Here is a 21105-nt window from a genome sequence, read left to right on the forward strand (position 1 = left end):
AAAGAAGGAGACACGAGATGGTTCATTCGATGATTCCCCGTCGCGCCGCCCTGGCTGCCGGCGCCGCCGCCGCGCTGTGCGCGGCCCTGCCCGCGCTGGCGCAGAAGAAGGCCGAAGCCGGCGTGAGCGACGCCGAGATCGTGCTGGGCATGCCCATGCCGTTGTCGGGGCCCGTGTCGGGCTACTCGGTGGTCGGCAAGGTGGCCGAGGCCTACTTCAAGAAGCTCAACGAGCAGGGCGGCATCCACGGGCGCAAGGTGCGCCTGCTGATCTACGACGACCAGTACTCGCCGCCCAAGACCGTCGAGGTGGCGCGCCGCCTCGTCGAGGAAGACCAGGTGCTCGCCATCTTCGGCAACCTGGGCACCGCGCCCAACATGGCGATCCAGCGCTACATGAACGCCAAGAAAGTGCCGCAGCTGTTCGTGCAGTCGGGCGCCTCGCAGTTCGACGATGCCGGCAAGTACCCGTGGACCGTGCCCTTCCTCGGCAGCTACCAGGGCGAGGGCCGTGTGTTCGCGCGCCACATCATCGAGAACCGGCCTGACGCGAAGATCGCCGTGCTCATGCAGAACGACGACCTCGGCCGCGAAGTGCTCAAGGGCCTGCAGGAAGGCCTGTCGAAGCAGGGCAAGGCGAAGATCGTCGCGCAGGCCACCTTCGAGGTGACCGATCCCACCGTCGACTCGCAGGTGGTGCAGCTCAAGTCGTCGGGCGCCGACGTGCTCGTGATGGCCGCCACCGCGCGCACCGCCGCACAGGCCATCCGCAAGGTCGCCGACGTGGGCTGGACGCCCGACCGCTATCTCAACTTTGCCGCCGCCTCCATCAAGATGGCCTTCGAGCCCGCGGGCGCCGACAAGGCCAGGGGCGTGGTCGCGCTCGCCGTCTACAAGGAGCCCATGAGCCCGCGCTGGAGCCGCGACCCCGAGGTGCTCGAGTACCTCGAGCTGCTCAAGACCCACGCCAGCGGCGTCGACCCGAGCAACGGCAGCGGCGTGTCGGGCTACATCGTGGCGCAGCTCATGGCCCATGTGCTGCGCGAAGCCGGCGCCAACCCCACGCGCGACAGCGTGCGCGTGGCCGCCAGCACCCTCAAGAGCCCGCGCATCTCGATGCTGCTGCCCGGCGTGGCCATGGCCAATTCGGCCGCCGACCTGCACGCCTACGCGTCGATGCAACCCGTGCGCTTCAACGGCGTGGACCTCGACCCGGTCGGGCCCGCGCTGAACATGAAGTGAACCCCCTTTGCCTACCCACGCCCTTCGGAGCCCACCCATGAGCCAACCTGACGACCAGGACCCCCTTCTGTACGAGCGCGACGGCGATGTCGCCATCCTCAGCTTCAACATCCCCAGGCGCCTCAACCCGCTCACCCAACCGCTGCAGCAGGCCTTGCGCCAGAAGCTCGCACAGCTGCGCGACGAAGGCGAGGTGCGCGCCGTGGTGCTCACCGGCGTCGGCAAGTCGTTCTGCGTGGGCGCCGACCTCGGCAGCATGGACGCCAGCGCGCCCGGCAGCCTGGGCCAGCGCACGGCCGACGCGATGGAGGCAATGTCGAACCGCCTCATCGAAGACCTGCGCAGCATGCCCTTCCCCGTGGTGAGCGCCATCAATGGCCCCGCTGCGGGCGCGGGCGTGGGCGTGGCGCTGGCCGCCGACGTCGTGCTGGTGGCGCGCTCCGCGTATTTCTATCTGCCCTTCATGCCGCGCCTGGGCATCGTGCCTGACCTGGGCACCACGTGGTTCCTCGAACGGCTCGTGGGCCGCGCGCGCGCCATTGGCATGTCGCTGCTCGGCGAGCGCTTGTCGGGCGAGCAGGCCGCGCAATGGGGCCTCGTGTGGGCCTGCGTGGACGACGCCGAACTGCGCGCCCAGGCCGTCGCCGTCGCACAGCGGCTCGCGCGCCTTCCGGCGCATGCGGCGCACGAAATCCGCGCCGTGTACGAATCGGCCGCGAGCCAGTCGCTCGTTGGCCAGATGCGCCACGAGGCCGAGCGCCAGCGCGAGCTGATCGACCGCCCCGACTTCGCCGAAGGCGTGAAGGCTTTCATGGAGAAACGCGAGCCCGTGTTCCGTCGGCCATGAGCGCGGCTGCAGGTTCCACGGCTGCGGCCGGTATCGAGTTCGACGTCGACCGCCTGCAGCGCCACTTGCGCAGCGCGTTGCCCGATCTCGAAGGCCCGATGCGCCTGGCGCGCATCGGCGGCGGACAGTCGAACTCCACCTTCTTCGTCGACTTTGATAACTGCGCCTTGGTGCTGCGCAAGCAGCCGCCCGGCGAACTGCTGCCTTCGGCGCATGCGGTCGATCGCGAATACCGCGTGCTGCGTGCACTGGCCGCCACTGACGTGCCCGTGCCGCGCACCGTGCTGTACTGCGACGACCGCGCCGTGGTGGGCACGCCCTTTTACGTCATGGAAAAGCTCGAAGGCCGCGTGCTGTCGAACTACGCGCTGCCCGGCATCGCGCCCGCCGAGCGCCGCGCGTACTACTTCGCCATGGCCGAAACCCTGGCGCGCCTGCACGCGGTCGACCTTGCCGCCGTTGGCCTCACCGACTACGGCCGCCCCGGCAACTTCTTCCAGCGCCAGATCGCGCGCTGGACGCGGCAATGGGAAGCCTCGCGCACCCGCGAAGACGCCAACATCGACCGCCTCATCGCCTGGCTGCCCGCCAACTTGCCGCCGGGCGACCAGACCACCATTGCCCACGGCGACTTCCGCTTCGGCAACCTCATGTTCCACCCCACCGAGCCGCGCGTGATCGCCGTGCTCGACTGGGAGCTGTCCACCCTGGGCCACCCACTGGCCGACGTGGCCTACAACTGCATGGCCTGGCACACCGGCGCAGAGGAATTCGAAGGCATGCAGGGCATCGACCTCGCGGCCGAAGGCATTCCCACGCAAGCCGAGTACATCGCCCACTACCAGCAGGCCGGCGGCTGCGACGAACCGGTGACGAACTTCCACCTGGCGTTCTCGCTGTTCCGCTTCGCCGTCATCCTCGAAGGCATCGCGGCGCGCGCGAAGAGCGGCAGCGCTGCGGCGAAGGATGCGCTGCAGGTGGGCGCCCAGGCCGCAGGGTTTGCGCGGCGGGCGGTGGCGTTGATCGACTAGCCGGTAGCGAACCGACTGGTGCAGGGCAGGGCGCCCGTCAGCCGCCGATGGGCGAGCACAGCTCCACCAGCGTGCCGTCGGGGCAGCGCACGTACGAGACGACTTGCCCCCAGGGCTTGGTCACCGGCGCCGCAAGCTGCGTGGCGCCGGCCGCGAGCGCGCGGCCGTGCGCGGCCGGCACGTCGGGCGTCACGAGGCCCAGCTCCATGCCCAGCGGTTGCGCGGACTCCGAGGCGGCGACATGCCCGCCTGGAAAGTTGGAATCGCCGAGCGCATGCGCAGCGAAGGCCAACGTGGTCTCGCCGGTTTCGACCTCGCCGTAAGTGCCCGATTCGTGCAGGAAGCGCGTGGGCAGGCCAAAAGCTTGTTTGAAGAACTTCAGCGATTGGGCAACGTCCGGAACGTAGACGATGGTGTAGCCGAGTTTCATGGGCGAATGATGGCGTTGCCGGTCGAATGCGTGACTTGTTTGCTGTTCGTTACTGCGCTTGCAGCCGCTCTGCAATCTCGCGCGCCCCGAGTTCCCGCACCGTGGCCAGCCGCTCCAGTTGCACCGCACGCGGACGTGCCTTGCCTTGTTCCCAGTGATAGATCGTCTGGCCCGATACACCGACCAACTGCCCATAGATCGCCGCGGACAGCCCGAGCTTGGCGCGGTGCGCGGCCAGCCGGTTGGCACTGAAGCGGCGCTTGGGGCCGCCTGCGTCGGCGTCGTCGCCCGAAGCACCCGCTGCTGCCGGCGCCTGGCGCGCGGCGCCCTTGGCGACCTTGCGCAATTCCTTTTCGAGCGCGCTCACCTGGCGGCGCAAGTCGGCAATCGATGCCCGGTGCGCGACGGAGGTCTTCTTGAGGATTTCGATTTCCGCTCGCACTTCCTTGCGGGCGACACGGGAGATTTCGGCTTTGAGGATGGAGGCGATGTTTGGCATGGGGGGATTGTGCTCAATTTGGGAACACAAATGGAGGGTGTGCGTTGTAGGCGGATGCCGTCGTTTGCGGGCAACGGGTGCTCAAGCCTTGATGAGCTCTTCGTTGAATTCTGAGTTTGCGGTCCCGATGGATGCCTGCCGCGCGGTCAACTTCTGCATGCATCCCGCAGATCGCCCATCGTCGTGATCGAGTTTTTCGCCGCTTCAGTGGGGCAACTCAAAGTCCCGCGACTGGCGTTTCAATAGGTCACTGTCACCGTGATCGTGCTGCCATAGCTGCCCGGCGCCACGTACTGGCCGGCCGGTATGCGGCCATACACGGTGTAGTTGCGCGGCACGACGGTGCCNGCGTTGGTCGTGTAGAGGTTGTAGCCCAGCGGCGTGCCGGAGTTCGGGCCCACCATCTGCCGGCTGGCGATGGTGCCCGCCGAGCCAGCGCTCAGGCCGACCGTGTAAGACAGCGTCACCAGGATGCCGATGCCCGTGACGGTGCCGGTGACGGTGACGGTCGAGGTGCTGTCCTTGGGCGTGAGCGCGGCGGGGTCGTAGTTGCCAAAGGCCAGCGCTGTCGCGCTGACGGTGGCGCTGCAGCCGAACACGCCCACGCCCGTGCATGCAGCCAGCGACGCGCGCGGGGCCAGCAACCCCGTGGACGCCAAGGCGGCCGTCAGCGCGCAGGCGACGACACGGGTTCGCATCGGTAGGGGCCCATTGAGGGCAAAGCGCCGGCGGCGCGATCGGGTGCGCCCAGCGTGAAGCGGCAATGCCCGCCTTTCCAGCGGGCCTCGAAGTTTTCGCGCGGCTGCGGGTCGTCGACCGATACGAGGCCGTTGAAGCCCGACAGCAGCGAAGTACCGCGCGCCGGCCGCGCCACATCGATGCCTGGCGGCAGCGGGCTGCCGTCGGGCAGCAGCACGGTGACGTTCGCCACCGTATCTCGCGCGATGTCGAAGCTTGCCTGCGCCACGCCCTTGTAGCGCGGCACCACGCGCAGCGCATCGCTGCGCACCTGCGCCTCGATCGGCAGGTCGGCGTTGTCGATGCTGATGTGGTTCGGCTCGTAGGCGCGCAGGCCGGAGACAACCGCGCGCCCCTCGCTGTCGGTGGTGGTCCAGGGCTGGTTCTCACGGTACACCTTCACGTTCGCGGCGCCGGGGACGGTCACGAGCGCAAAGGCGTCGTCCGATTGCCGCGTGGCAAAGCCCAGTCCGCCCGCGAAGCCGACGGCGCCGCTGGCGCGCAGCCGCACCGCGGTCTGGCCCTGCGCGCGCGCAGCCTCGGCCGAGAACATGCCGTAGCGGCCGCGCCAGTCGACCGCGGCTTCGCTGCGTGCGTTCTCGCCGCCGGCGGCGCGCAGCCGGTAGCCCCAGCCCATGTCGCCGGGCGGCTGCTGCATCACCTCGGCCACGGCAGATTGCCGCCCCCCGGTCTCCCGCTGCAGGGACAGCGATGCATGGCGGCGCTCACCGAGCGCGAAGGTCAGGCTCACACCTACCGAGGTCGTGGGGCGCTGGCCGTCCTGCCGGGTACGGGCCACGTAGGTGCCCAGCCAGGCGTTGCCGCCGACGCCGATCGACCAGCTTGCGGTGGTCACGCCGATGTGCTCGCCGGTGTTGTAGCGCAGCTGCGTGTGGCTGGCGCCCAGCGTGCCGTAGCGGCCGAGCGAGCGGCCGGCGAACACCTGCGTTTGCGCATTGGTGTGCACCGGGCTGTCGTGCCAGGCGATCTGTGTGAAGCCGCGGCTGGCCACCTGCCGACTCACCGAGAAGTTCCATTCGTCGCTGGTGCGCGTGTAGGCGGCGCGCCAGAGCCGGCCGGTGCCGCCGTCGCGGCTGCGGCTGGCCGCGCCGTGCAGCGAGAACTCGCCCACCGTGCCCCAGACCCAGGTCACGCCCGCGCCCGCGGTCTGGCTGCGCGCGCTGGCTTCACCGCGCGCCTCGACGGTCACGCCGTCGTTCACGCCGTAGCGCCAGGTGCCCGCGACGAACGGCGGGCCGTAGTCGAAGCTGCGCTCACCGTAGCGCAGCCGCGTCCAGCCGGCTTCGAGCGAATAGTCGGACAACCCCGTGCGCAGCAGGTTCGAGCTCACGTAGTACGGCGTGGTCACGGTGCGCTGCACGCCCAGCGCATCGGTGACGGCGAAGCGCATCTCGCCGGCGCCCGTGAGCACGGGCACGTCGCTGATCGCGAACGGCCCCGCATCGACACGACGCTGGTAGCGCAGCGTGTCGTTCACGTAGACCTCCACCGCCGATGGCACGGCCGCGCCGCCGCGCAGGGTCGGCATCGGATAGCTGATGTAGCCGGGCTGCAAGCCGAAGCGCGTGCCGAACTGCACGCCGCCGAAGCGAAAGGGCGTGGACCACGCCGCTGCCTGCGTGACCGAGTCGCCCACCGTCAGGCGCGTGAGCCTTGCGGGGTCGTCGCGACGGAAATAGCTGTCCAGCCGCGTCGCGCCGCGCCCGCCGAAGGCCGACTGGCCAACAACGAAGCTCGTGCCTGCCAGGCCCCATTCGCCGGAGGCCGCTGCATCGAAGTAGCCTGACGCGCGCGTGCCTTCGCGGTCGTGCTGCAGGGCCAGGTCGTAGTTGAGGAAGGCGCCGAAAGCCGAGGGCGACAGCGGCGGCCGGTCGGAAGCGTTCGCCTGCACCGTGCCGGACGCGAAGGCTTCGGCGGGCACGGTGAGTTCCAGGCTCTGGGTGCCTTCGTCGAGCCGCACCTGCGCACCGGGCAGCGCGCGCAGGTCGTAGTAGTCGCTGCCCTCGCGGTGCAGGGCCGGTGTCGCGGGCTTTACGAGGCGCCAGGCCTCGAGGTCGGACGCAGCAGCCAGCCACTGCGCGCCACGGCGCAGCAACGGACGAGGGGAAGACTGACTCTGGCCATTGATGCGCACCTCCAGGATCTCCGGCGTCGGCGCGTCAGGCATCGTCTGTGCGCAGGTGATGCCCGCGGCACCCAGGCCCAGCCACCAGCACGCCCAGGCGCTAGCGCGGCTCGCCAGGCGCACGGGGTACGCGCACGGTGGCGCTGGACTTCGCCTCGGGCGCATCGGTGGCGGCCTCGATCTGCAGGCGGGTGTCGGGCGGCAACGGCGCCAGCAGCTCCAGGGGGATGCCCACCGACTGCCCGGCCAAGACGTAGAGCGACAGGTTCTTGCGCAGCAGCTGCGCGCCGTTGTCTCGACGCACCGCCAGCTGCGTGATCTGGATGTGTTCGTTGCCCTGGTTGTCGAGCACGAGCCGGGCAGGTCCCGCGCGGTCGGCCTGCAGCGACCAATTCAGCACGCGCTGGGGCGGCTGCGCGGGCGGCACGAAGACCGGCACGCCGATGCGCAGCAGCGTCTGCACCTTCGCACCGTCGGCACCGTCCTGCGGCAGCGCCTGATCGCGCGGCAACTGGCGCAGGAAGATGCGGTAGCTGCGCTCGCGCGCCTCGGCCGGCACCTGCAGCCCGAGCCGCACGATCTGCCGACCACCCGCAGGCAAGCGGAAGATCGCGGGGTTGACGAGCACGTCCCGCGTGGGCTCGTAGATGTCGTTGCCGTCGCGGTCCTGCGACCAGTGCACCACCTCGGCCTGCACCGCCACTTCGGCGGCTTCGGCATTGCCCATGGTGAGCGAGGCCACCGGCCGCGCAGGTGTGAGCGCGATGCGCAGCGGCGCCACGCTCAGGCTCGTCTGCGCTGCCGCGCCAATTGGCACGAGCAGGCAGGACCACAGGGCCACCCCCGGCAGCAAGGCGCGGCGCATGCCGTGTCGGTGCCTGCTTCCGGTCAATAGGTGAGCGTGACGGTGATGGTGTCCGCGTAGTCGGTGGCAGGCGCCGCCGCGTACTGCCCGACAGGAATGCGGCCGTAGATGGTGCGCGCCTGTGGCAGTCCGCTACCTACGTAACCGGTGCCGGCGACGCTGTTGTCCCAATTGGTCGCGTACGTGCTTTCCTTGAAGAGGCCGTATGCCAGTGTGTTGTTGCCGGCGCCAGCCGTCGGGCTGGTCATGGCGCGCGTGGTGATGGTGGCGCCTGTGCCGGTGCCGGCATTCAGGCCGATGGAATACGGAGTGCCGAAGGTGCAGGTGACGTTCAGGCTCGTGGTACCGGCCAGCGGCGTCGTGGACGCGGGGTCGTAGCTGCCGAAGGCCAGCGTGCCGGGCGTCGACATGAGGCAGGCCTTGAGCACGGTCGCGGTCACCTGGAAGGTGGTGGTGGCTGTGGCCGCCTGCGCGGAGGGCGCGGCGGCGAGCAGGACAGCGGCAGGGCATGCGGCGAAGGCCAGGGCACGAAGGAAGGGGCGGGTCGAGCAACGCATCGGACGGAGCCTTTCTTGGAGAGGTCTTGGAACCGACAGCGACACGAAAAATGCGCCGCCACGGCATTCGGTGGGCACCTCTTTCTAACCACGCACAGGCAGTGACTTCGTAGGACACATGCCCATCGGCAATTGGTGCGACAGCTCTTACTTTTAGAGAATGGCAAAAGAATGATTTGGAACTAAGTTCGTCCGCGATGCGTTGCGCCCTCGCCACCTCTTGCGTGCGAAGCTGGTTTGCCAGATGCGAGTTTGCAACCCTGCGTAGCCGCCCGTGCTGCCGGGTGCCGAGGTGCTGCGAGTCGTGCATTTGGCTCGGGAGCAGGAAGTCGTCCGATCGCAGTCCAGTGCGCTGGACGCATGCCTGCACAGCCTCGCAGCTCGTTGCACTATTTCGCGGCCTTCGCTGGTCGCCAGCTAGAGTTCAAGGATCATGGCCCAGACAGTCGTCACGCTCACATCGCAAGGTCGCAGGCGCAGCGTGCGAACCGGCTTTTCTTGGCCCGCATTCCTGGTGCCGACGTTTGGGGCACTGTCCGAAGGGCTCTGGCGCCAATGCGCATTCTCTTTACTGACAGTGCTCGCCTCGCGCATTGCACTCGATGCAGCCAGAATCTACGGCTTCCCATTCTTGGGTATCGTTCGGGCTGCTGCTTTGCCCGCTCATGATGCTCACGTTCGGGCGCTTCGGAAATCGCTGGCTGCTGTCGCAACTTACTGCCCGTGGCTGGGCATAGCTAGCCGCATCCGGCTAGAACCAGCCATTTGGCTGGTCACTTAAATGAACCCCGCAACCCTTGGTCGAGGGCAGGACTTTTCCGTTTGCGCGTTTCGCTGCCCGCCAGCCTGCTCCAAATACTCTACAAACCCGTCGAAGGCATCCAACAAGGGCTGGAACCGCGCCGCACCGCCTTCCAGTTGGCACAAGGCGTAGCAGGTCGCCTCCAGCGTGGACAGCTGGTCGGGCCCATGGGCTTTGCGGATACGGTAGTGCGAAGGCTGCAGGTCGCGCAGGGCCAAGCGGGGCAACTGTTGCAGTGGCGGGCTCTGGTGGAGCATCTTTCGGCTTTTGCGCCAGGTGCCGTCCAGCACGACCAGGCGCAGGCGCGACTGGGCTTGCGGCCACTCGGGCGGTAGCGGGGGTGGGACCCGCAGGCCCGGGGCGGGATCTTGCAGACTGTCCGGGTACAGCAACAGGGTGTGCTTGCCGTCCGCCGGCCAGACTGGCATGGCAAATGCCTCACCCACCACCAAGCGGCAGTGCGCCAAGCTGAGGTGCAGCAGGCGGGCACTGCCCTTGGCCTGGCGTACCTCCAGCGGGTGCTGCAGCACCAGTACCTCCACCGCGTGCTCGGTGGGCGCGACCCAGCGGCAAATGCAGGCGCTGAGCGGGCGCAGGCAAGCGGTGCACTGGGAGCGTGGGACTAAAGCGGCGGACACGGCTGGATTTTATTCAGCGTGTCTGGCTGGACAATGCGTGCAAGGAGATGTCTCCTCGCTATGGCGTGACGACCGGCAGCTTTGGACAATGTCGGAGCACCGCAGTGGGCCCATTCACTACGCGAATGGGACCGGCTACAGTCGGCCAAAACCAGACCTTCGCTGGGCCGACCATTTGTAAACTCGCGATGCCTCTTCGCAGCCGGACCCCAAACGATGGACTTCTACAACGACCTCGCCCCGCTGTATCACCTAATGTTCCCCGATTGGAGCAATAGCATCCGGCGGCAGGGCGAGCAGCTCGACAGCATCATCCAGTCAGAGTGGCCTGAGCATAAGACGGTGCTTGACGTCTCCTGCGGCATCGGTACCCAGACTCTTGCGCTTGCCGGACGAGGCTACTCCGTCGTCGGGTCAGACCTGTCGCCCAAGGAAATCGAACGTGCACGGCGCGAAGCGGACCTTCGCGGGTTGGCCATCGATTTCAAAGTCGGCGACATGCGCACGGCCCACGAGGACCACGGTACTGGATATGACCTCGTCATTTCGTGCGACAACTCGATCCCTCACCTGCTAGCCGACGAAGACCTGTTGCTTGCGTTGCGCCAGTTCCTCGCGTGCTTGCGTCCCGGCGGCGGATGCATCATCACGGTCAGAGACTATGACAAAGAGGAGCGTGGGACGAACTTGGTCAAGCACTATGGGGCGCGGATTGAGGATGGCAAGCGGTACGTGCTGTTCCAAGTCTGGGATTTCGATGGCGACCACTACGACTTTTCTTTCTTCGTCGTCGAAGAAGAAATGGCCACAGGCCTCGTGAAGACCCATGTCATGCGCTCCAGGTACTACGCAGTCTCGGTCGACCGTCTTAGCGAGCTGATGCGAACGGCTGGTTTCGAGAACGTGAAGCGACTCGACGCGGCGTTCTATCAGCCTGTCTTAGTCGGCACCAAGCCTGCACGTGGATAGCTTGTATCCAAGGGGCCACTCGCCGCCAGTTATCAGCGGCTTTGAGCGGAAGTGTGTCGCATAGAGCGCCGACGCAGGCGGCACGCAAAGCGCACCTGGCCGTCTGCGCGATGCTTGGCGCTCGATGATGGTCTCGCCCGTCGTGTTAAGGGGCGGATCGTTCCCTGACGAACGGTAGGGCACCTGTGGTGCGCCCCGATTCCCGCCCGCCAATGCACGCCCGTTGCTCAGATATCATCCCGTCGACGCACTTCCCCTCACCGCAAACGATTCGATGACATGCGTGGCGCTATTTACTACTCGCTGATGCTCCTGCTCGGATTTGCCTGCTACAAATTCGGGCAAAACTTGCTTCGGAAGCCGCGTTGGAATGAGAACGGCGAGCGCACCGAAGGACTTGTAGGGCCGGTCGGAATGCTCGTGACGATTGGTATGGCCTGCTACCTCTTGTTTGCGTTTCTGCGCGCGCTGGTTCGGGGTGAGGTGCCATGCGTCGGCAAGGCTTGCAGGAGTCAGATCTACACCCTGGCGGCAAACGCTGGCGATTACTGGGCCAACATGTTTACCCTCGCTTGGCTGGTGCTTGGCCTGAGCTATGCGGTCTATGTGACGCTCAAGATTTGGTTCCGAGAGTAGTGCCGGCGGGGCGTCAAACTTCGATGGAGGCGGGCGATCTCCGTTCGCAACAGTGGCGTGTCCGACTTCAGTCGGCCAAGACCGCCCCCTCAACCACAACCGGGCAAGATGACCCACACATGAGTTCATTGACCTGGGACGACCTGTTCGTCGACGCGGCGCTTCTTGATTTCAATAGACTGCTCGTGGAATGGCCGGACACGGTCACAGGGCAGATACGACCGATTGGAGCATCTGCGTTTGGCGACCTATTCTTTGAGCGACGCTCTGGTGAGGTCGTGAAACTAGACATGCTGGATGGCGATGTGCACTTCGTCGCTGGCGACTTTCAGCACTTTTCTGAACTCATGAACTCGCCCGAATGGCAGCGGGAAAACCTCTTAAGAGGGGGTGGCTCTCCTCAAGGACAAGGGGGTGCTTCGCGGGAGAGGTCAGTTCTACGGTTTTGCTCCGCATCCCATCTTCACCGGTGCAATCGACTGGTCGAAAGTGATGCCGCTTGATGCCGTTGTTTGGAACTCGATTTGTGCGCAATCTGTGGCGGGCGGCGACACCATAAGTGGCTAGTGTCGGCCATGAGCAGACCTCCAAAGCGGCGGACAAGCGGACGCTCTACCTGGCCGTATTGGCCGCCTAGCGCGTTGCAGGAATGACCGGCAGCAGCAGGAACGATGCGTGCCCCTCGCCACCCGTGTGCAGCGTCGTCTGCCCCGCGAAGCGTTCGGCGGTGCGATCGTCGGGATGGTCGTGCAGCAGCACGGAGCAGCCGCGCATTTCCTTGCCGTAGATCTGCGGATGTGGGCCGGGCAGGTCGTGTTCGAAGTCCGAGCTGCCCACCGTCAGCACCAGCCGATAGCCCTTGCGGAAGACAAAGCACAGCGGCCAGATTTCCACCTGCAGTTCGTACACGCTGCCCGGCTCCAACACTTCGACGGTTTCGTGCGCGTGCACCGGCCGATACGGCTTGGATGCCTGCGGATCGAGCTTGCGATGCGACGCGCGCAGCCAGCCTTGCGCCAAGGGTGCGTGGGGGTCCACCGCGCCCACGATGAGATGTTCCTTGCCGTCGGGTGCGAATGCGCGCACGGTCAGGAACAGGTCCGCGTCCCGCGCGGTCGTAGAGATATGGAGCGTGGCGGCCAGCGGCCCGGTCACTTCCATGTCCTGCTCGAAGGGCGCGGTGCTGAAGCTCACCGTGCCCTTGAGCCCATCGAATGCGGCGTGCGATGCTGTGGATGCGGGCGCGGGCTGCAAGGCCCGCTGACCGGCATCCAGATACAGCCGCGTCCACTCGGTGCGGGCCAGGGGCCATTCGTGCTCGGCGCGCTCGACGAACCTGTCGACATGCCGAATCTGGAGCTTCAGCGGAGGCTCGCGGTCCCAGCCGTTGTCTTCGCCCTTGAGGAAGTGGTCGAAGAATCGCTTCTGCAGCGCGACGCCGTAGTCCGTATAGAACTCGGTCCAGTGCTCAAGGCCATGCAGCTCGAGCCACTTCTGCGCCGAACCCGCGCCCAGGTAGCCCTCAACATTGCCGCGCAGATGCAGGCCGTGGCCGCCCCAGTTGCCGCAGGAGAGCACCGGCACTTCGATCGCGGCCAGGTTCGCGCGGCGCCCTTCGTAGTAGCTGTCCGTGATGCATTCCGAGTGCAGGTGCAGGGCCGAGATGTCGACGCGATTGGCGCGCATCTCTTCGTCGCCAAGCTCCGCGGGGCCGGAGATCGGCACGCCCGTATTGGGGTTGATGTGGCCCCGCGCGCCCAGGCCGTGCTGCACGTTTTCTACCTGTTGCGGATACCAGACCTTCATGAAGGTGTTGAGGATGCCGCCATGCCTGCAGGCATCCCGGTAGTAGTCCGAGAAGCCTTCGAAGGGGCAGATCGCCGCAAGATGCGCGGGCCGCGTGGCCGCCACCATCCACTGGGTGGCGGCGTAGTACGACACGCCGGCCAGGCCGATCTTTCCGTTGCTCCAGGGCTGGCCAGCCGCCCACTCGATGCAATCGTGAAAGTCCTTTGCCTCGCGTGGAGAGAAGGGGTCGATCACGCCGGGTGAACGGCCGGCACCGCGTGAATCCACGCGGATGCAGATGTAGCCCAGCGGCACCCAGCGCTCGGGGTCCGCCGTTTCCCAGTTCGCATAGCGGCCTGAACTTCCCTTCAGGATTTCCGGGTACGCCGCGACCAGCGACTGCCACTGGACCGGATAACCGTCCTGGAACGGCAGCCCTTTGGCATACGGCCCGTAGGACATGAGCACGGGGTGACGCCCTTCGCCTGCCGGCCGAAAGACATCCGCGCGGACGACCGACCCGTCGTCCATGGGGATCTCGACATCCCAATCGATTTGCATGACTGCTCCTTGCGTGATGGTTCGTGGATCATATTTAACGCAAGTAAACTTGCATTAGTGGTTTGCCCTACTAAAGCAGGTCGACATGCATTAACGGATGCCGCTCTTTTCACTACCATCGGCAACCATGAAGAAACAGCCAGAAGAAGACGTGCCGGAGCCACGGCGCCGCACCGGTGGCCGCAGCGCACGCGTGCAGGCCGCGGTGCTCGGGGCCACGATGGACGAGCTCAAGGCGCATGGTTACGACGGGTTTTCCGTCGCGGCGGTCGCCGCGCGTTCGGGCGTGCACGAGACCTCGATCTACCGCCGCTGGAAATCACGCGATGGATTGATCCTCGAGGCCACATTCGCGCTGTTCGCACAGGACATTCCCATTCCGGATCGCGGCAGCCTGCGCGAGGACCTGGTCAACCTGCTGTCGGGTGCCGTGCGTCAGCTCAGCAGTCCGATCGGCTGGGCCGCCACGCAATTCGCGATGGCGCTGCCGCGCGAGAGCGAGATGACGCAAGAGGTACGGCAACAGTGGGCCAAACGCTTCGCCTCGGTGCGCGAGGTGTTCGACCGTGCCAGCCTGCGAGGGGAATGGCCCGTGGGCAAGAACCCGCAGGACATCATCGAAAGCCTCGTCGGCGCCATCTATCTGCGCATCCTCCATCTGCGGGAACCGGTCACCGCCGCGCACCTGAAGCGGCTCGTGGAGGCGGTTCTTCCTGCCACCTGTAAGTGACCCTGCGCCCGAATCGGGAGCATTCAGAAGTAGAGATCTGCGGCTTCTGGCCCTATCTGGTCGCTGACTCGGCGCGAAGGTCCGGAAGCGATGGTGCTCACGCGCGAGGTAGGCATGGGGTGCAGGAATTGACCTCGCAGGATCGAGGAAATCTCACCATAACGAACGACTGGTTTGTAGAGAAGCGAGAGACCGCTCAGGGCCCGTTGCGGACATTGAGCCTCCCCGAAAGCGGTCACTCGAACCGAAGGCCTAGAACGAGCCTGAAGCAGCCCTGCTGACGACCATGGCCGGTCACTGGCGAAGCGGTGCCAGTTCGCCCTCCTGCGGCGGCGTGGCTCGCAAGGCATCCACCAGAAAATTGACCATCACCCGCACCTTCGCGCTGAGGTGGCGACGGCTTGCGTAGATTGCCAAGATGTCGATGGGAGGCATGCGATAGGCAGGCATGGCCTCGACCAATCGACCAGCGCGCACATCCTCACCAATCACAAAACTCGGCTGCCAGATCACACCGGCGCCGGCGATGGCCGCCGCGCGAGCGGTGCTGCCGTTGTTGGCCCGCATTGCCCAGCGCACCCGTACCGATTCCAGCGTCCCGCCAGGGCCGGCGAACTGCCACTCATCGGATGTCGCACCGTATGTGTAGCCTAGGCACAGGTGCCGCGAAAGATCCGCCGGGACCTTGGGTATGCCATGGGTCGCAAGATATTCGGGTGAGGCACAGACCAGGTTTTCCGAACAGCCCAAGCGGCGCGCAATGTGGTTTCCGGATGTGGTCCGCGAGATGCGAATGGCCAGGTCGTAGCCTTCCTCAACGATATCGACCACGCGGTCGATGAGCGCGATGTCGAGTTCGACATCGGGATACTTCGCCATGAACGTCGGCCACAGGGGGTCAGCACGAGGCTGCCGAAACTCAGCGGCGCGTTGATGCGCAGGCGCCCACGCGGCTGCAGTGACGCCGTGGTCGCCAGCGCCTCGGTCTCCGCCACCTCTTCAAGAATCGATTTGGCCCGGTCGAACAATGCTTCGCCACCTCCGGTGAGTGACAAGCGGCGTGATGTGCGGTTGATCAGCCGCGTGCGCAAGTGCGCTTCCAGCTCGTTGACGTAGCGCGTCACGTTGGCCGGGGACGTGTCCAGCGTGTCGGCGGCCTTGGTGAAACTGCCACGCGCGACCACGGTGACGAACACCTCGTAAGCACGCAATCGGTCCATGGGCGTCGTCTCCAATCATTCAACTCAGCCCAGCGCAGTCCAGCTGCAGCGCAACTCGTACTGCGCGCCGCGGTAACTGAGCGTGCCCGTCGCGCCCGCCACGCGCAGCGCCACGGCCACCTGCGGCCGTTCGAGGCTGGTGCCGCGCACGCGCATGAGCTGCTGGCGATGGTCGACAAAGCGCTGCTGCAGCGTGAAGCGCTCGCTGTCCTCGGTGCCGGGGCCGGTGCGCGCGACGATGAGTTCGGTCAGCTGGCCGGTCGAGAGACTGAACTGGATCTCGACCGCGTAGGGCCGGCCATCGCACTGCAGGCTGCCGTTCGCAAAGGCCGACGGCAGGCCCAGAAAGAGAAGGCACGGCAGGGCGAGGGCGGCAAGGAGGCGACGGCGGCAGCGCATGTCACTGTTGGGGGCGTGTGGCGGCTCGCCACCATACTCCAAGCAGGTGAAACACATCTGCACACACCAGACACACCCGCCGGTGCGTCATCCCACCTTGCGCGCGCGTCCTTCCCAGTGCGGCTCGCGCAGCTTGTACTTGAGCATCTTCCCCGCCGGCGACAGCGGAATCTCTTCGCGGAACTCCACGCTGCGCGGGCACTTGTAGCCGGCGATCAGCGTCTTGCAGTGCGCCACCAGCGCCTCGGCGCTCAGGGCCTCGCCGGCGCGCAGAACGACCACGGCATGCACGCGCTCGCCCCACTGGTCATCGGGCACGCCGACCACGGCGCACATCGACACCTGCGGCAGTTGCGTGATGGCGTTCTCGACCTCGGCCGAGTAGATGTTCTCGCCGCCGCTCACGATCATGTCCTTGAGCCGGTCGACCACGTAGACGAAACCGTCGGCGTCCATCACGCCGCCGTCGCCGGTGTGCATCCAGCCATCGCGCAGCACCTCGGCGGTCTGCTCGGGCTTGTTCCAGTAGCCGGCCATCACCATCGGCCCGCGCGCGGCGATCTCGCCGACGGTGCCGTTCGGCACAGGCTGGCCGTCGGCATCGACGATGCGCACTTCGGCGATGGGCACGGGCCGCCCGGCCGAACGGCGGCGCGTACCCGGCTGGTCGGGGTGGTGGCACCAGGTGGGCAGCACGGTGACCACGGGCGACAGCTCGGTCATGCCATAGAGCTGGCAGAAGCCCGCGCGCGGCAGCTTGTCGATGGCCTGCAGCAGCAGCGCGTCGTCGATGGGGGCGGCGCCGTACAGCACCAGCTGCAGCGGCGTGGTGTCGAACTCGGCAAAGCGCGGGTGCTCGATGAGCCGCTTGAGCATGGTGGGCACCATGAAGGTCTCGCTGGCGCGCTCGTTCTGTATGGCTTCCAGCACCTTCACTTCGTCGAAGGCCGGAATGATGACCTGCGTGCACAGGCGCATCATCAGCTGCAGCGTGAGGCCGGCACCGCCCACATGAAACATGGGCGCCATGTTCAGGCCCACGGCCTCGGCGGGGCGCGTGGCCGCCATGTTGGCCGAGAGCTGGCCGGTGTAGAGGTTGCCGTGCGTGAGCATCACGCCCTTGGGCAGGCCGGTGGTGCCGCCGGTGTACATCACGGCGGCCAGGTCGGCGCCGCCGCGCCGCGCGTCGGGCACGGGTTGCGCCTGCGCCATGAGCGCCTCGGCATCGGCCATGCCTTCGGGCGCGGGGCCGTCGCCGAAATGCACCAGCGTCTTCAGCGAGCGCGAGAGTTCGCGCTGCTGCTGTGCCACGGCGCCGAAGTGCGTGTCGGACAGCAGGATGCGCGTGTCGCAGTCGTCCAGCGAGTACGCAACCTCGCGCGCGCTCCAGCGGATGTTGACGGGGTTGATCACACCGCCCGCCCACCAGGTGGCGTAGAGGTACTCCACGTAGCGGTCGGAGTTCAGTGCCAGCAGGCCCACGCGGTCGCCGGGCTGCAGGCCCAGCGACTGCAGCACGGCCGCGAGCCGCGCCACGCGGTCGACGAACTGGGCGAAGGTGCTGCGGCGCGCGCCGCACACGAGGGCGGTGGCGTTCGGGCGTTCCTGCAGGGCCTTGTGCAGGGGCTGGGTCAGGTCCATGGACTGCGGTCTCCGTCGGTCGATTCGTTGTTGTGCGCCGAGTATGGAAGGGCCGCGCCGTGCCGGCATCGTCGGAAGCGACGGGATCGAAAACGCCGCGGCGCCCAAAGTCGTCGGAAGCGACGGTGACCGTCGCCGGGCTGCGCGCGACCATCTCCGCACAACGACTGTTCGACCGAACGACCGACCGGAGACGCGCCATGACTTCCTTCTTCACCGTTCTCACCGACCCCACCCGCCGCCGCCTGCTCGGCGGCGCCGCGCTCGCCGCCGCAGGCACCGCGCTGCCCTTCATGGCACGCGCCCAGGGCCTGTTCGGCAAGCAGCCGATCACGCTGCTGGTGCCGTACCCCGCGGGCGGCGCCACCGACGTGCAGGCGCGTGCGCTGGCCCTGGCGGCCTCGCGCGAGCTGAAGCAGCAGATCGTCATCCTCAACCAGCCCGGCGTCGCTGCCACGCTCGCGCCGACCACCATGGCGCGCAAGGCCGCGCCCGACGGCTACACGCTGTCGCTCATGCTGAGTTCGCTCTACCGGCTGCCGCACCTGCAGAAGGTGAGCTACGACCCGGCCGTCGACTTCACCTACGTGGCCAACGTGACGGCCGCCACGCTGGGCATCACGGTGCGCCAGGACGCACCGTGGAAAGACCTGAACGCGCTGCTGGCCGCGGCCAAGGCCAAGCCGGGCGAGATTTCCTACGGCACCACGGGGCGCGGTGGCACCTCGCATGTGTCGATGGAACGGCTGGCGGCGCTGGCGGGCGTGAAGTTCAACTTCATTCCCTTCAAGGGCGCGGCCGAGCTGTACAACGCGCTCATGGGCGGCCATGTGGATGCCGTGTCCGAAGCCGGCTTCGGCGCGGCCGTGGCGGGCGGGCGTGTGCGCCTGCTGGCCACGTTCAACGAGGCGCGCTCGCCCAACCGGCAGAACGTGCCGACCGCGAAGGAGCTGGGCTTCGACGTGGTGGCCAACGGCTCGTGGGGCATCGCCGGCCCGCGCGGCATGGACCCGAAGATCGTGCAGGCGCTGCAGGAGGCCTTCCGCAAGGCCGTGGACGACCCCGAGTTCGTGCGCACGCTCGACCTGAACGACTACGTCAGGTTCTACATGGACAGCCCCGCGTACACGGCCTGGGCACACAAGACGTACGCCGACGAGAAGCGCTTCGTGAGCGACCTGCGCATCAAGCTCGACGACTGAGATTTTATTTTTGCCATGACTTCCACTTCCTCCCTTCACACCTTCCTCCATCCCAAGGCCATCGCCTTCGTCGGCGCCACCGAGCGCTCGGTGTGGTCCAACGCGGCGTTCGCCAGCCTGCGCACGCTGGGCTACGACGGCAAGCTCTACCCGGTCAACCGGCGCGGCGGCAGCTTTCATGGCATGGCGGCGGCCACCTCGGCCGAGGCCATCGGCGAGCCGGTCGACACCGCATTGCTCATGGTGCCGGCCGACGCGCTCGACGACGCGCTGGCCGACCTGCAACGCGCGGGCATCGGCAACGCGGTGCTGCTGAGCTCGGGCTTCGCCGAAGCCGGCGAGGAAGGCCGCGAGCGCCAGCGCCAGCTCACGGCCAAGGCGCGATCGCGCGGCCTGCGCATTCTCGGGCCGAACTGCCTGGGCTTCGTCAATTACGTCGACCGCTCGGCCGTGTGGACTGCCTCGCTGCGCGAGCCGCTGCCGGCGGGCACGCTGGGCATCGTGTCGCAAAGCGGCGCGCTCGCGGGGCAGCTGTCGTTCATGGCGCAGGTGCACGGCATTGGCCTGAGCCGCATGGTCTCGACCGGCAACGAGTCGGACATCGACATCGCCGAGGTCATCGACTACCTGGTGGACGACGAGCACACGCGTTCCATCGCCGTGTTTGCCGAGACCGTGCGCGACCCGCAGCGCTTTGCCGCCGCGGCCGAGCGCGCACTGGCCGTGGCCAAGCCCATCGTCGTGCTGAAGATGGGCAGCAGCGAGATCACCGCGCAGGCCGCGCAGGCCCACACCGGCTCGCTCGTGGGCGACGACCGCGTGTTCGACGCCATGTGCCAGCGCCTGGGCCTGATGCGCGTGCGTTCCATCGAAGACCTGGTGTTCACCGCCGCCTTCGCTAGCATGACCGGAGCCTTCGCGGCTGGCGGGCTCGCGGCCGTGTCGATGTCGGGCGGCATGTGCGAGATCTTTGCCGAGCGCGCCGAAGAAGAAGGCCTGGTGCTCACGCCGCTCGCGCCCACCACCGAGGCCGCGCTGCGCGAGGTGCTGCCGGGCTACGGCACGCCGCAGAACCCGCTGGACGTGACCGGCGCCGCCATGCTGCAGCCCGAGCTGTTCGGCAACGCACTCGAAGCGTTGGTGCGCGACCCCGCACTGGGCGCCGCCATCGTCGTGGCCGACGTGCCCAATGCGCCGGCCAACGACACGCCGCTCAACCGCGCGGTGCTCGCGCAGGTGGCGCGCGGGCTGTCGGCCAGCCCAGTGCCCGCGATCGTCTGCAGCCACTACGTGATGCAGGTGAGCGAGCGTTCCCGCGAGCTCATCGCCGAGACCGGCATCCGCCACCTCGCCTGCGGCATCCACCACGCGATGAGCGCGGCGGGTGCGGTGCGGCGCTGGTCTGAAACGCTGCGTCGGCGTCAACACGCGCAAGGTGTCGCTGCTGCGGTGCCGGCGACCCCACCCACACAGCCCCTGCGTTCGGAGCGCGAGACGCTCGAGTGGCTCTCGCAGCGCGGCGTGCCTGTGGTGCCCGTGCGGCTGTCGCGCAGCGCCGACGAGGCTGCGCGCTTCGCCGAAGAAATCGGCGGCCCGGTCGTGCTGAAGATCGCCTCGGCGCAGATCGCGCACAAGACCGAGGTCGGCGGCGTGGCGCTCAACCTGCAGGGCGCTGACGCGGTGCGCGTGGCCTGGCAGGCGATGGACGCGCGCGTGCGCGCTGCGCGGCCCGAAGCCGAGATCGACGGCATCCTCGTCGCGCCGATGCGCACCGGCGGTCTCGAGCTGTTCGTCGGCACTGTGCGCGATCCGCAGTGGGGTCCGGCGCTCGCCGTGGGGCTCGGGGGCATCTGGGTCGAGGCGCTGCGCGACACCAGCCTGCGCCTGCTGCCCGTGACGCCCGCCGAGGTGAAGGACATGCTGGCCGAGCTGCGCGGTGCGCGCCTGCTCGACGGCTGGCGCGGCGCGCCCGCGGCCGACCGCGACGCCATCGCCGACGCCGTGGCCGCCATCGGCAACGCGGCGCTCGCGCTGGGCCACGAACTGGTCTCGCTCGAAGTCAACCCGCTGCGGGTGGACGGTGGCACTGTCGAGGCGCTCGATGCGCTGGCCGTGTGGGGCGCCGCCGGCTGAGCAGAACTTCATCTTCAAAAGAATCAACAGGA

The 21105-nt window shown here is 67.3% G+C and carries 17 protein-coding genes and 2 pseudogenes; 8 read left to right on the forward strand and 11 right to left on the reverse strand.

Going from position 1 to position 21105, the window contains the following annotated elements:
- Positions 1-17 precede the first annotated feature (17 nt).
- Genes ASD34_RS12095 through ASD34_RS12105 form a run of 3 tightly spaced genes read left to right on the forward strand, consistent with a single transcriptional unit; the run spans position 18 to position 3119 of the window.
- Entirely contained in the window at positions 18-1241 is a 1224-nt protein-coding gene (locus ASD34_RS12095) for an ABC transporter substrate-binding protein (protein WP_056577637.1), read from the forward strand.
- A gap of 37 nt (positions 1242-1278) precedes the next feature.
- The gene (locus ASD34_RS12100) at positions 1279-2088 is read left to right on the forward strand and encodes an enoyl-CoA hydratase-related protein (RefSeq protein WP_056577638.1); all 810 of its coding nucleotides are present in this window, start codon (positions 1279-1281) and stop codon (positions 2086-2088) included.
- A complete protein-coding gene (locus ASD34_RS12105; protein ID WP_056577640.1) occupies positions 2085-3119 on the forward strand; it encodes a phosphotransferase family protein in 1035 nt (344 codons plus the stop codon). Before ASD34_RS12100 ends, ASD34_RS12105 begins: the two co-directional genes overlap by 4 nt.
- Before the next feature lie 37 nt (positions 3120-3156).
- On the opposite strand, the gene ASD34_RS12110 is transcribed toward ASD34_RS12105, so the two are convergent.
- From ASD34_RS12110 to ASD34_RS12140, 7 genes and pseudogenes are all read right to left on the reverse strand, one after another.
- On the reverse strand, positions 3157-3549 hold the full coding sequence (locus ASD34_RS12110) for a VOC family protein (protein WP_056577642.1): 393 nt from the start codon (positions 3547-3549) through the stop codon (positions 3157-3159).
- A 49-nt stretch (positions 3550-3598) separates the two neighbouring features.
- On the reverse strand, positions 3599-4048 hold the full coding sequence (locus ASD34_RS12115; protein WP_056577644.1) for a helix-turn-helix domain-containing protein: 450 nt from the start codon (positions 4046-4048) through the stop codon (positions 3599-3601).
- Positions 4049-4396: 348 nt separating this feature from the next.
- Positions 4397-4746 (reverse strand): annotated as a pseudogene (locus tag ASD34_RS28585) (spore coat protein U domain-containing protein); the annotation flags it as partial.
- Entirely contained in the window at positions 4716-6974 is a 2259-nt protein-coding gene (locus tag ASD34_RS12125) for a fimbria/pilus outer membrane usher protein (protein ID WP_162248697.1), read from the reverse strand. The pseudogene ASD34_RS28585 and the gene ASD34_RS12125, both read right to left, overlap by 31 nt.
- Before the next feature lie 58 nt (positions 6975-7032).
- A complete protein-coding gene (locus ASD34_RS12130; protein WP_056577649.1) occupies positions 7033-7797 on the reverse strand; it encodes a molecular chaperone in 765 nt (254 codons plus the stop codon).
- Positions 7798-7820: 23 nt separating this feature from the next.
- Positions 7821-8354 carry a spore coat U domain-containing protein gene (locus ASD34_RS12135; RefSeq protein ID WP_056577653.1) on the reverse strand — a complete coding sequence of 178 codons (534 nt, stop codon included), beginning with the start codon at positions 8352-8354 and terminating at the stop codon, positions 7821-7823.
- A gap of 777 nt (positions 8355-9131) precedes the next feature.
- On the reverse strand, positions 9132-9794 hold the full coding sequence (locus tag ASD34_RS12140; RefSeq protein WP_056577655.1) for a tRNA-uridine aminocarboxypropyltransferase: 663 nt from the start codon (positions 9792-9794) through the stop codon (positions 9132-9134).
- A gap of 216 nt (positions 9795-10010) precedes the next feature.
- On the opposite strand from ASD34_RS12140, the gene ASD34_RS12145 reads away from it, so the two are divergent.
- On the forward strand, positions 10011-10763 hold the full coding sequence (locus tag ASD34_RS12145; RefSeq protein ID WP_056577657.1) for a class I SAM-dependent methyltransferase: 753 nt from the start codon (positions 10011-10013) through the stop codon (positions 10761-10763).
- Between the two features lie 279 nt (positions 10764-11042).
- Entirely contained in the window at positions 11043-11399 is a 357-nt protein-coding gene (locus ASD34_RS12150; RefSeq protein ID WP_056577658.1) for a hypothetical protein, read from the forward strand.
- A 633-nt stretch (positions 11400-12032) separates the two neighbouring features.
- Here the strand turns inward: ASD34_RS12150 and ASD34_RS12155 are convergent.
- Positions 12033-13748: a CocE/NonD family hydrolase gene (locus tag ASD34_RS12155; RefSeq protein WP_056577660.1), complete on the reverse strand. Its 1716-nt coding sequence runs from the start codon at positions 13746-13748 to the stop codon at positions 12033-12035.
- A 127-nt stretch (positions 13749-13875) separates the two neighbouring features.
- Here ASD34_RS12155 and ASD34_RS12160 point away from each other — a divergent pair, with 127 nt between their 5' ends.
- Complete coding sequence (locus ASD34_RS12160; protein WP_056577665.1) at positions 13876-14478, forward strand: TetR/AcrR family transcriptional regulator; 603 nt, start codon at positions 13876-13878, stop codon at positions 14476-14478.
- Between the two features lie 294 nt (positions 14479-14772).
- Here ASD34_RS12160 and ASD34_RS12165 read toward each other — a convergent pair.
- From ASD34_RS12165 to ASD34_RS12175, 3 genes and pseudogenes are all read right to left on the reverse strand, one after another.
- Positions 14773-15698, reverse strand: a pseudogene (locus ASD34_RS12165) (LysR family transcriptional regulator).
- Positions 15699-15722: 24 nt separating this feature from the next.
- Entirely contained in the window at positions 15723-16097 is a 375-nt protein-coding gene (locus ASD34_RS12170; protein ID WP_056577667.1) for a hypothetical protein, read from the reverse strand.
- Positions 16098-16184: 87 nt separating this feature from the next.
- The gene (locus ASD34_RS12175; protein ID WP_056577669.1) at positions 16185-17738 is read right to left on the reverse strand and encodes a long-chain-fatty-acid--CoA ligase; all 1554 of its coding nucleotides are present in this window, start codon (positions 17736-17738) and stop codon (positions 16185-16187) included.
- Between the two features lie 200 nt (positions 17739-17938).
- On the opposite strand from ASD34_RS12175, the gene ASD34_RS12180 reads away from it, so the two are divergent.
- Positions 17939-18940 (forward strand): tripartite tricarboxylate transporter substrate binding protein, encoded by a 1002-nt coding sequence (locus tag ASD34_RS12180; protein WP_056577671.1) that lies wholly within the window; start codon positions 17939-17941, stop codon positions 18938-18940.
- Between the two features lie 15 nt (positions 18941-18955).
- Positions 18956-21073 carry an acetate--CoA ligase family protein gene (locus ASD34_RS12185; protein ID WP_056577673.1) on the forward strand — a complete coding sequence of 706 codons (2118 nt, stop codon included), beginning with the start codon at positions 18956-18958 and terminating at the stop codon, positions 21071-21073.
- Positions 21074-21105 lie beyond the last annotated feature (32 nt).

The organism is Variovorax sp. Root473 (assembly GCF_001426505.1).
Taxonomy (GTDB): Bacteria; Pseudomonadota; Gammaproteobacteria; order Burkholderiales; family Burkholderiaceae_C; genus Variovorax.

Coding starts and splice junctions, on each gene's coding strand:
- ASD34_RS12150 (WP_056577658.1), top strand. CDS start 11,043: ATGCGTGGCGCTATTTACTACTCGCTGATGCTCCTGCTCGGATTTGCC.
- ASD34_RS12095 (WP_056577637.1), top strand. CDS start 18: ATGGTTCATTCGATGATTCCCCGTCGCGCCGCCCTGGCTGCCGGCGCC.
- ASD34_RS12115 (WP_056577644.1), bottom strand. CDS start 4,048: ATGCCAAACATCGCCTCCATCCTCAAAGCCGAAATCTCCCGTGTCGCC.
- ASD34_RS12145 (WP_056577657.1), top strand. CDS start 10,011: ATGGACTTCTACAACGACCTCGCCCCGCTGTATCACCTAATGTTCCCC.
- ASD34_RS12110 (WP_056577642.1), bottom strand. CDS start 3,549: ATGAAACTCGGCTACACCATCGTCTACGTTCCGGACGTTGCCCAATCG.
- ASD34_RS12155 (WP_056577660.1), bottom strand. CDS start 13,748: ATGCAAATCGATTGGGATGTCGAGATCCCCATGGACGACGGGTCGGTC.
- ASD34_RS12180 (WP_056577671.1), top strand. CDS start 17,939: ATGACTTCCTTCTTCACCGTTCTCACCGACCCCACCCGCCGCCGCCTG.
- ASD34_RS12175 (WP_056577669.1), bottom strand. CDS start 17,738: ATGGACCTGACCCAGCCCCTGCACAAGGCCCTGCAGGAACGCCCGAAC.
- ASD34_RS12135 (WP_056577653.1), bottom strand. CDS start 8,354: ATGCGTTGCTCGACCCGCCCCTTCCTTCGTGCCCTGGCCTTCGCCGCA.
- ASD34_RS12130 (WP_056577649.1), bottom strand. CDS start 7,797: ATGCGCCGCGCCTTGCTGCCGGGGGTGGCCCTGTGGTCCTGCCTGCTC.
- ASD34_RS12100 (WP_056577638.1), top strand. CDS start 1,279: ATGAGCCAACCTGACGACCAGGACCCCCTTCTGTACGAGCGCGACGGC.
- ASD34_RS12105 (WP_056577640.1), top strand. CDS start 2,085: ATGAGCGCGGCTGCAGGTTCCACGGCTGCGGCCGGTATCGAGTTCGAC.
- ASD34_RS12160 (WP_056577665.1), top strand. CDS start 13,876: ATGAAGAAACAGCCAGAAGAAGACGTGCCGGAGCCACGGCGCCGCACC.
- ASD34_RS12185 (WP_056577673.1), top strand. CDS start 18,956: ATGACTTCCACTTCCTCCCTTCACACCTTCCTCCATCCCAAGGCCATC.
- ASD34_RS12125 (WP_162248697.1), bottom strand. CDS start 6,974: ATGCCTGACGCGCCGACGCCGGAGATCCTGGAGGTGCGCATCAATGGC.
- ASD34_RS12170 (WP_056577667.1), bottom strand. CDS start 16,097: ATGCGCTGCCGCCGTCGCCTCCTTGCCGCCCTCGCCCTGCCGTGCCTT.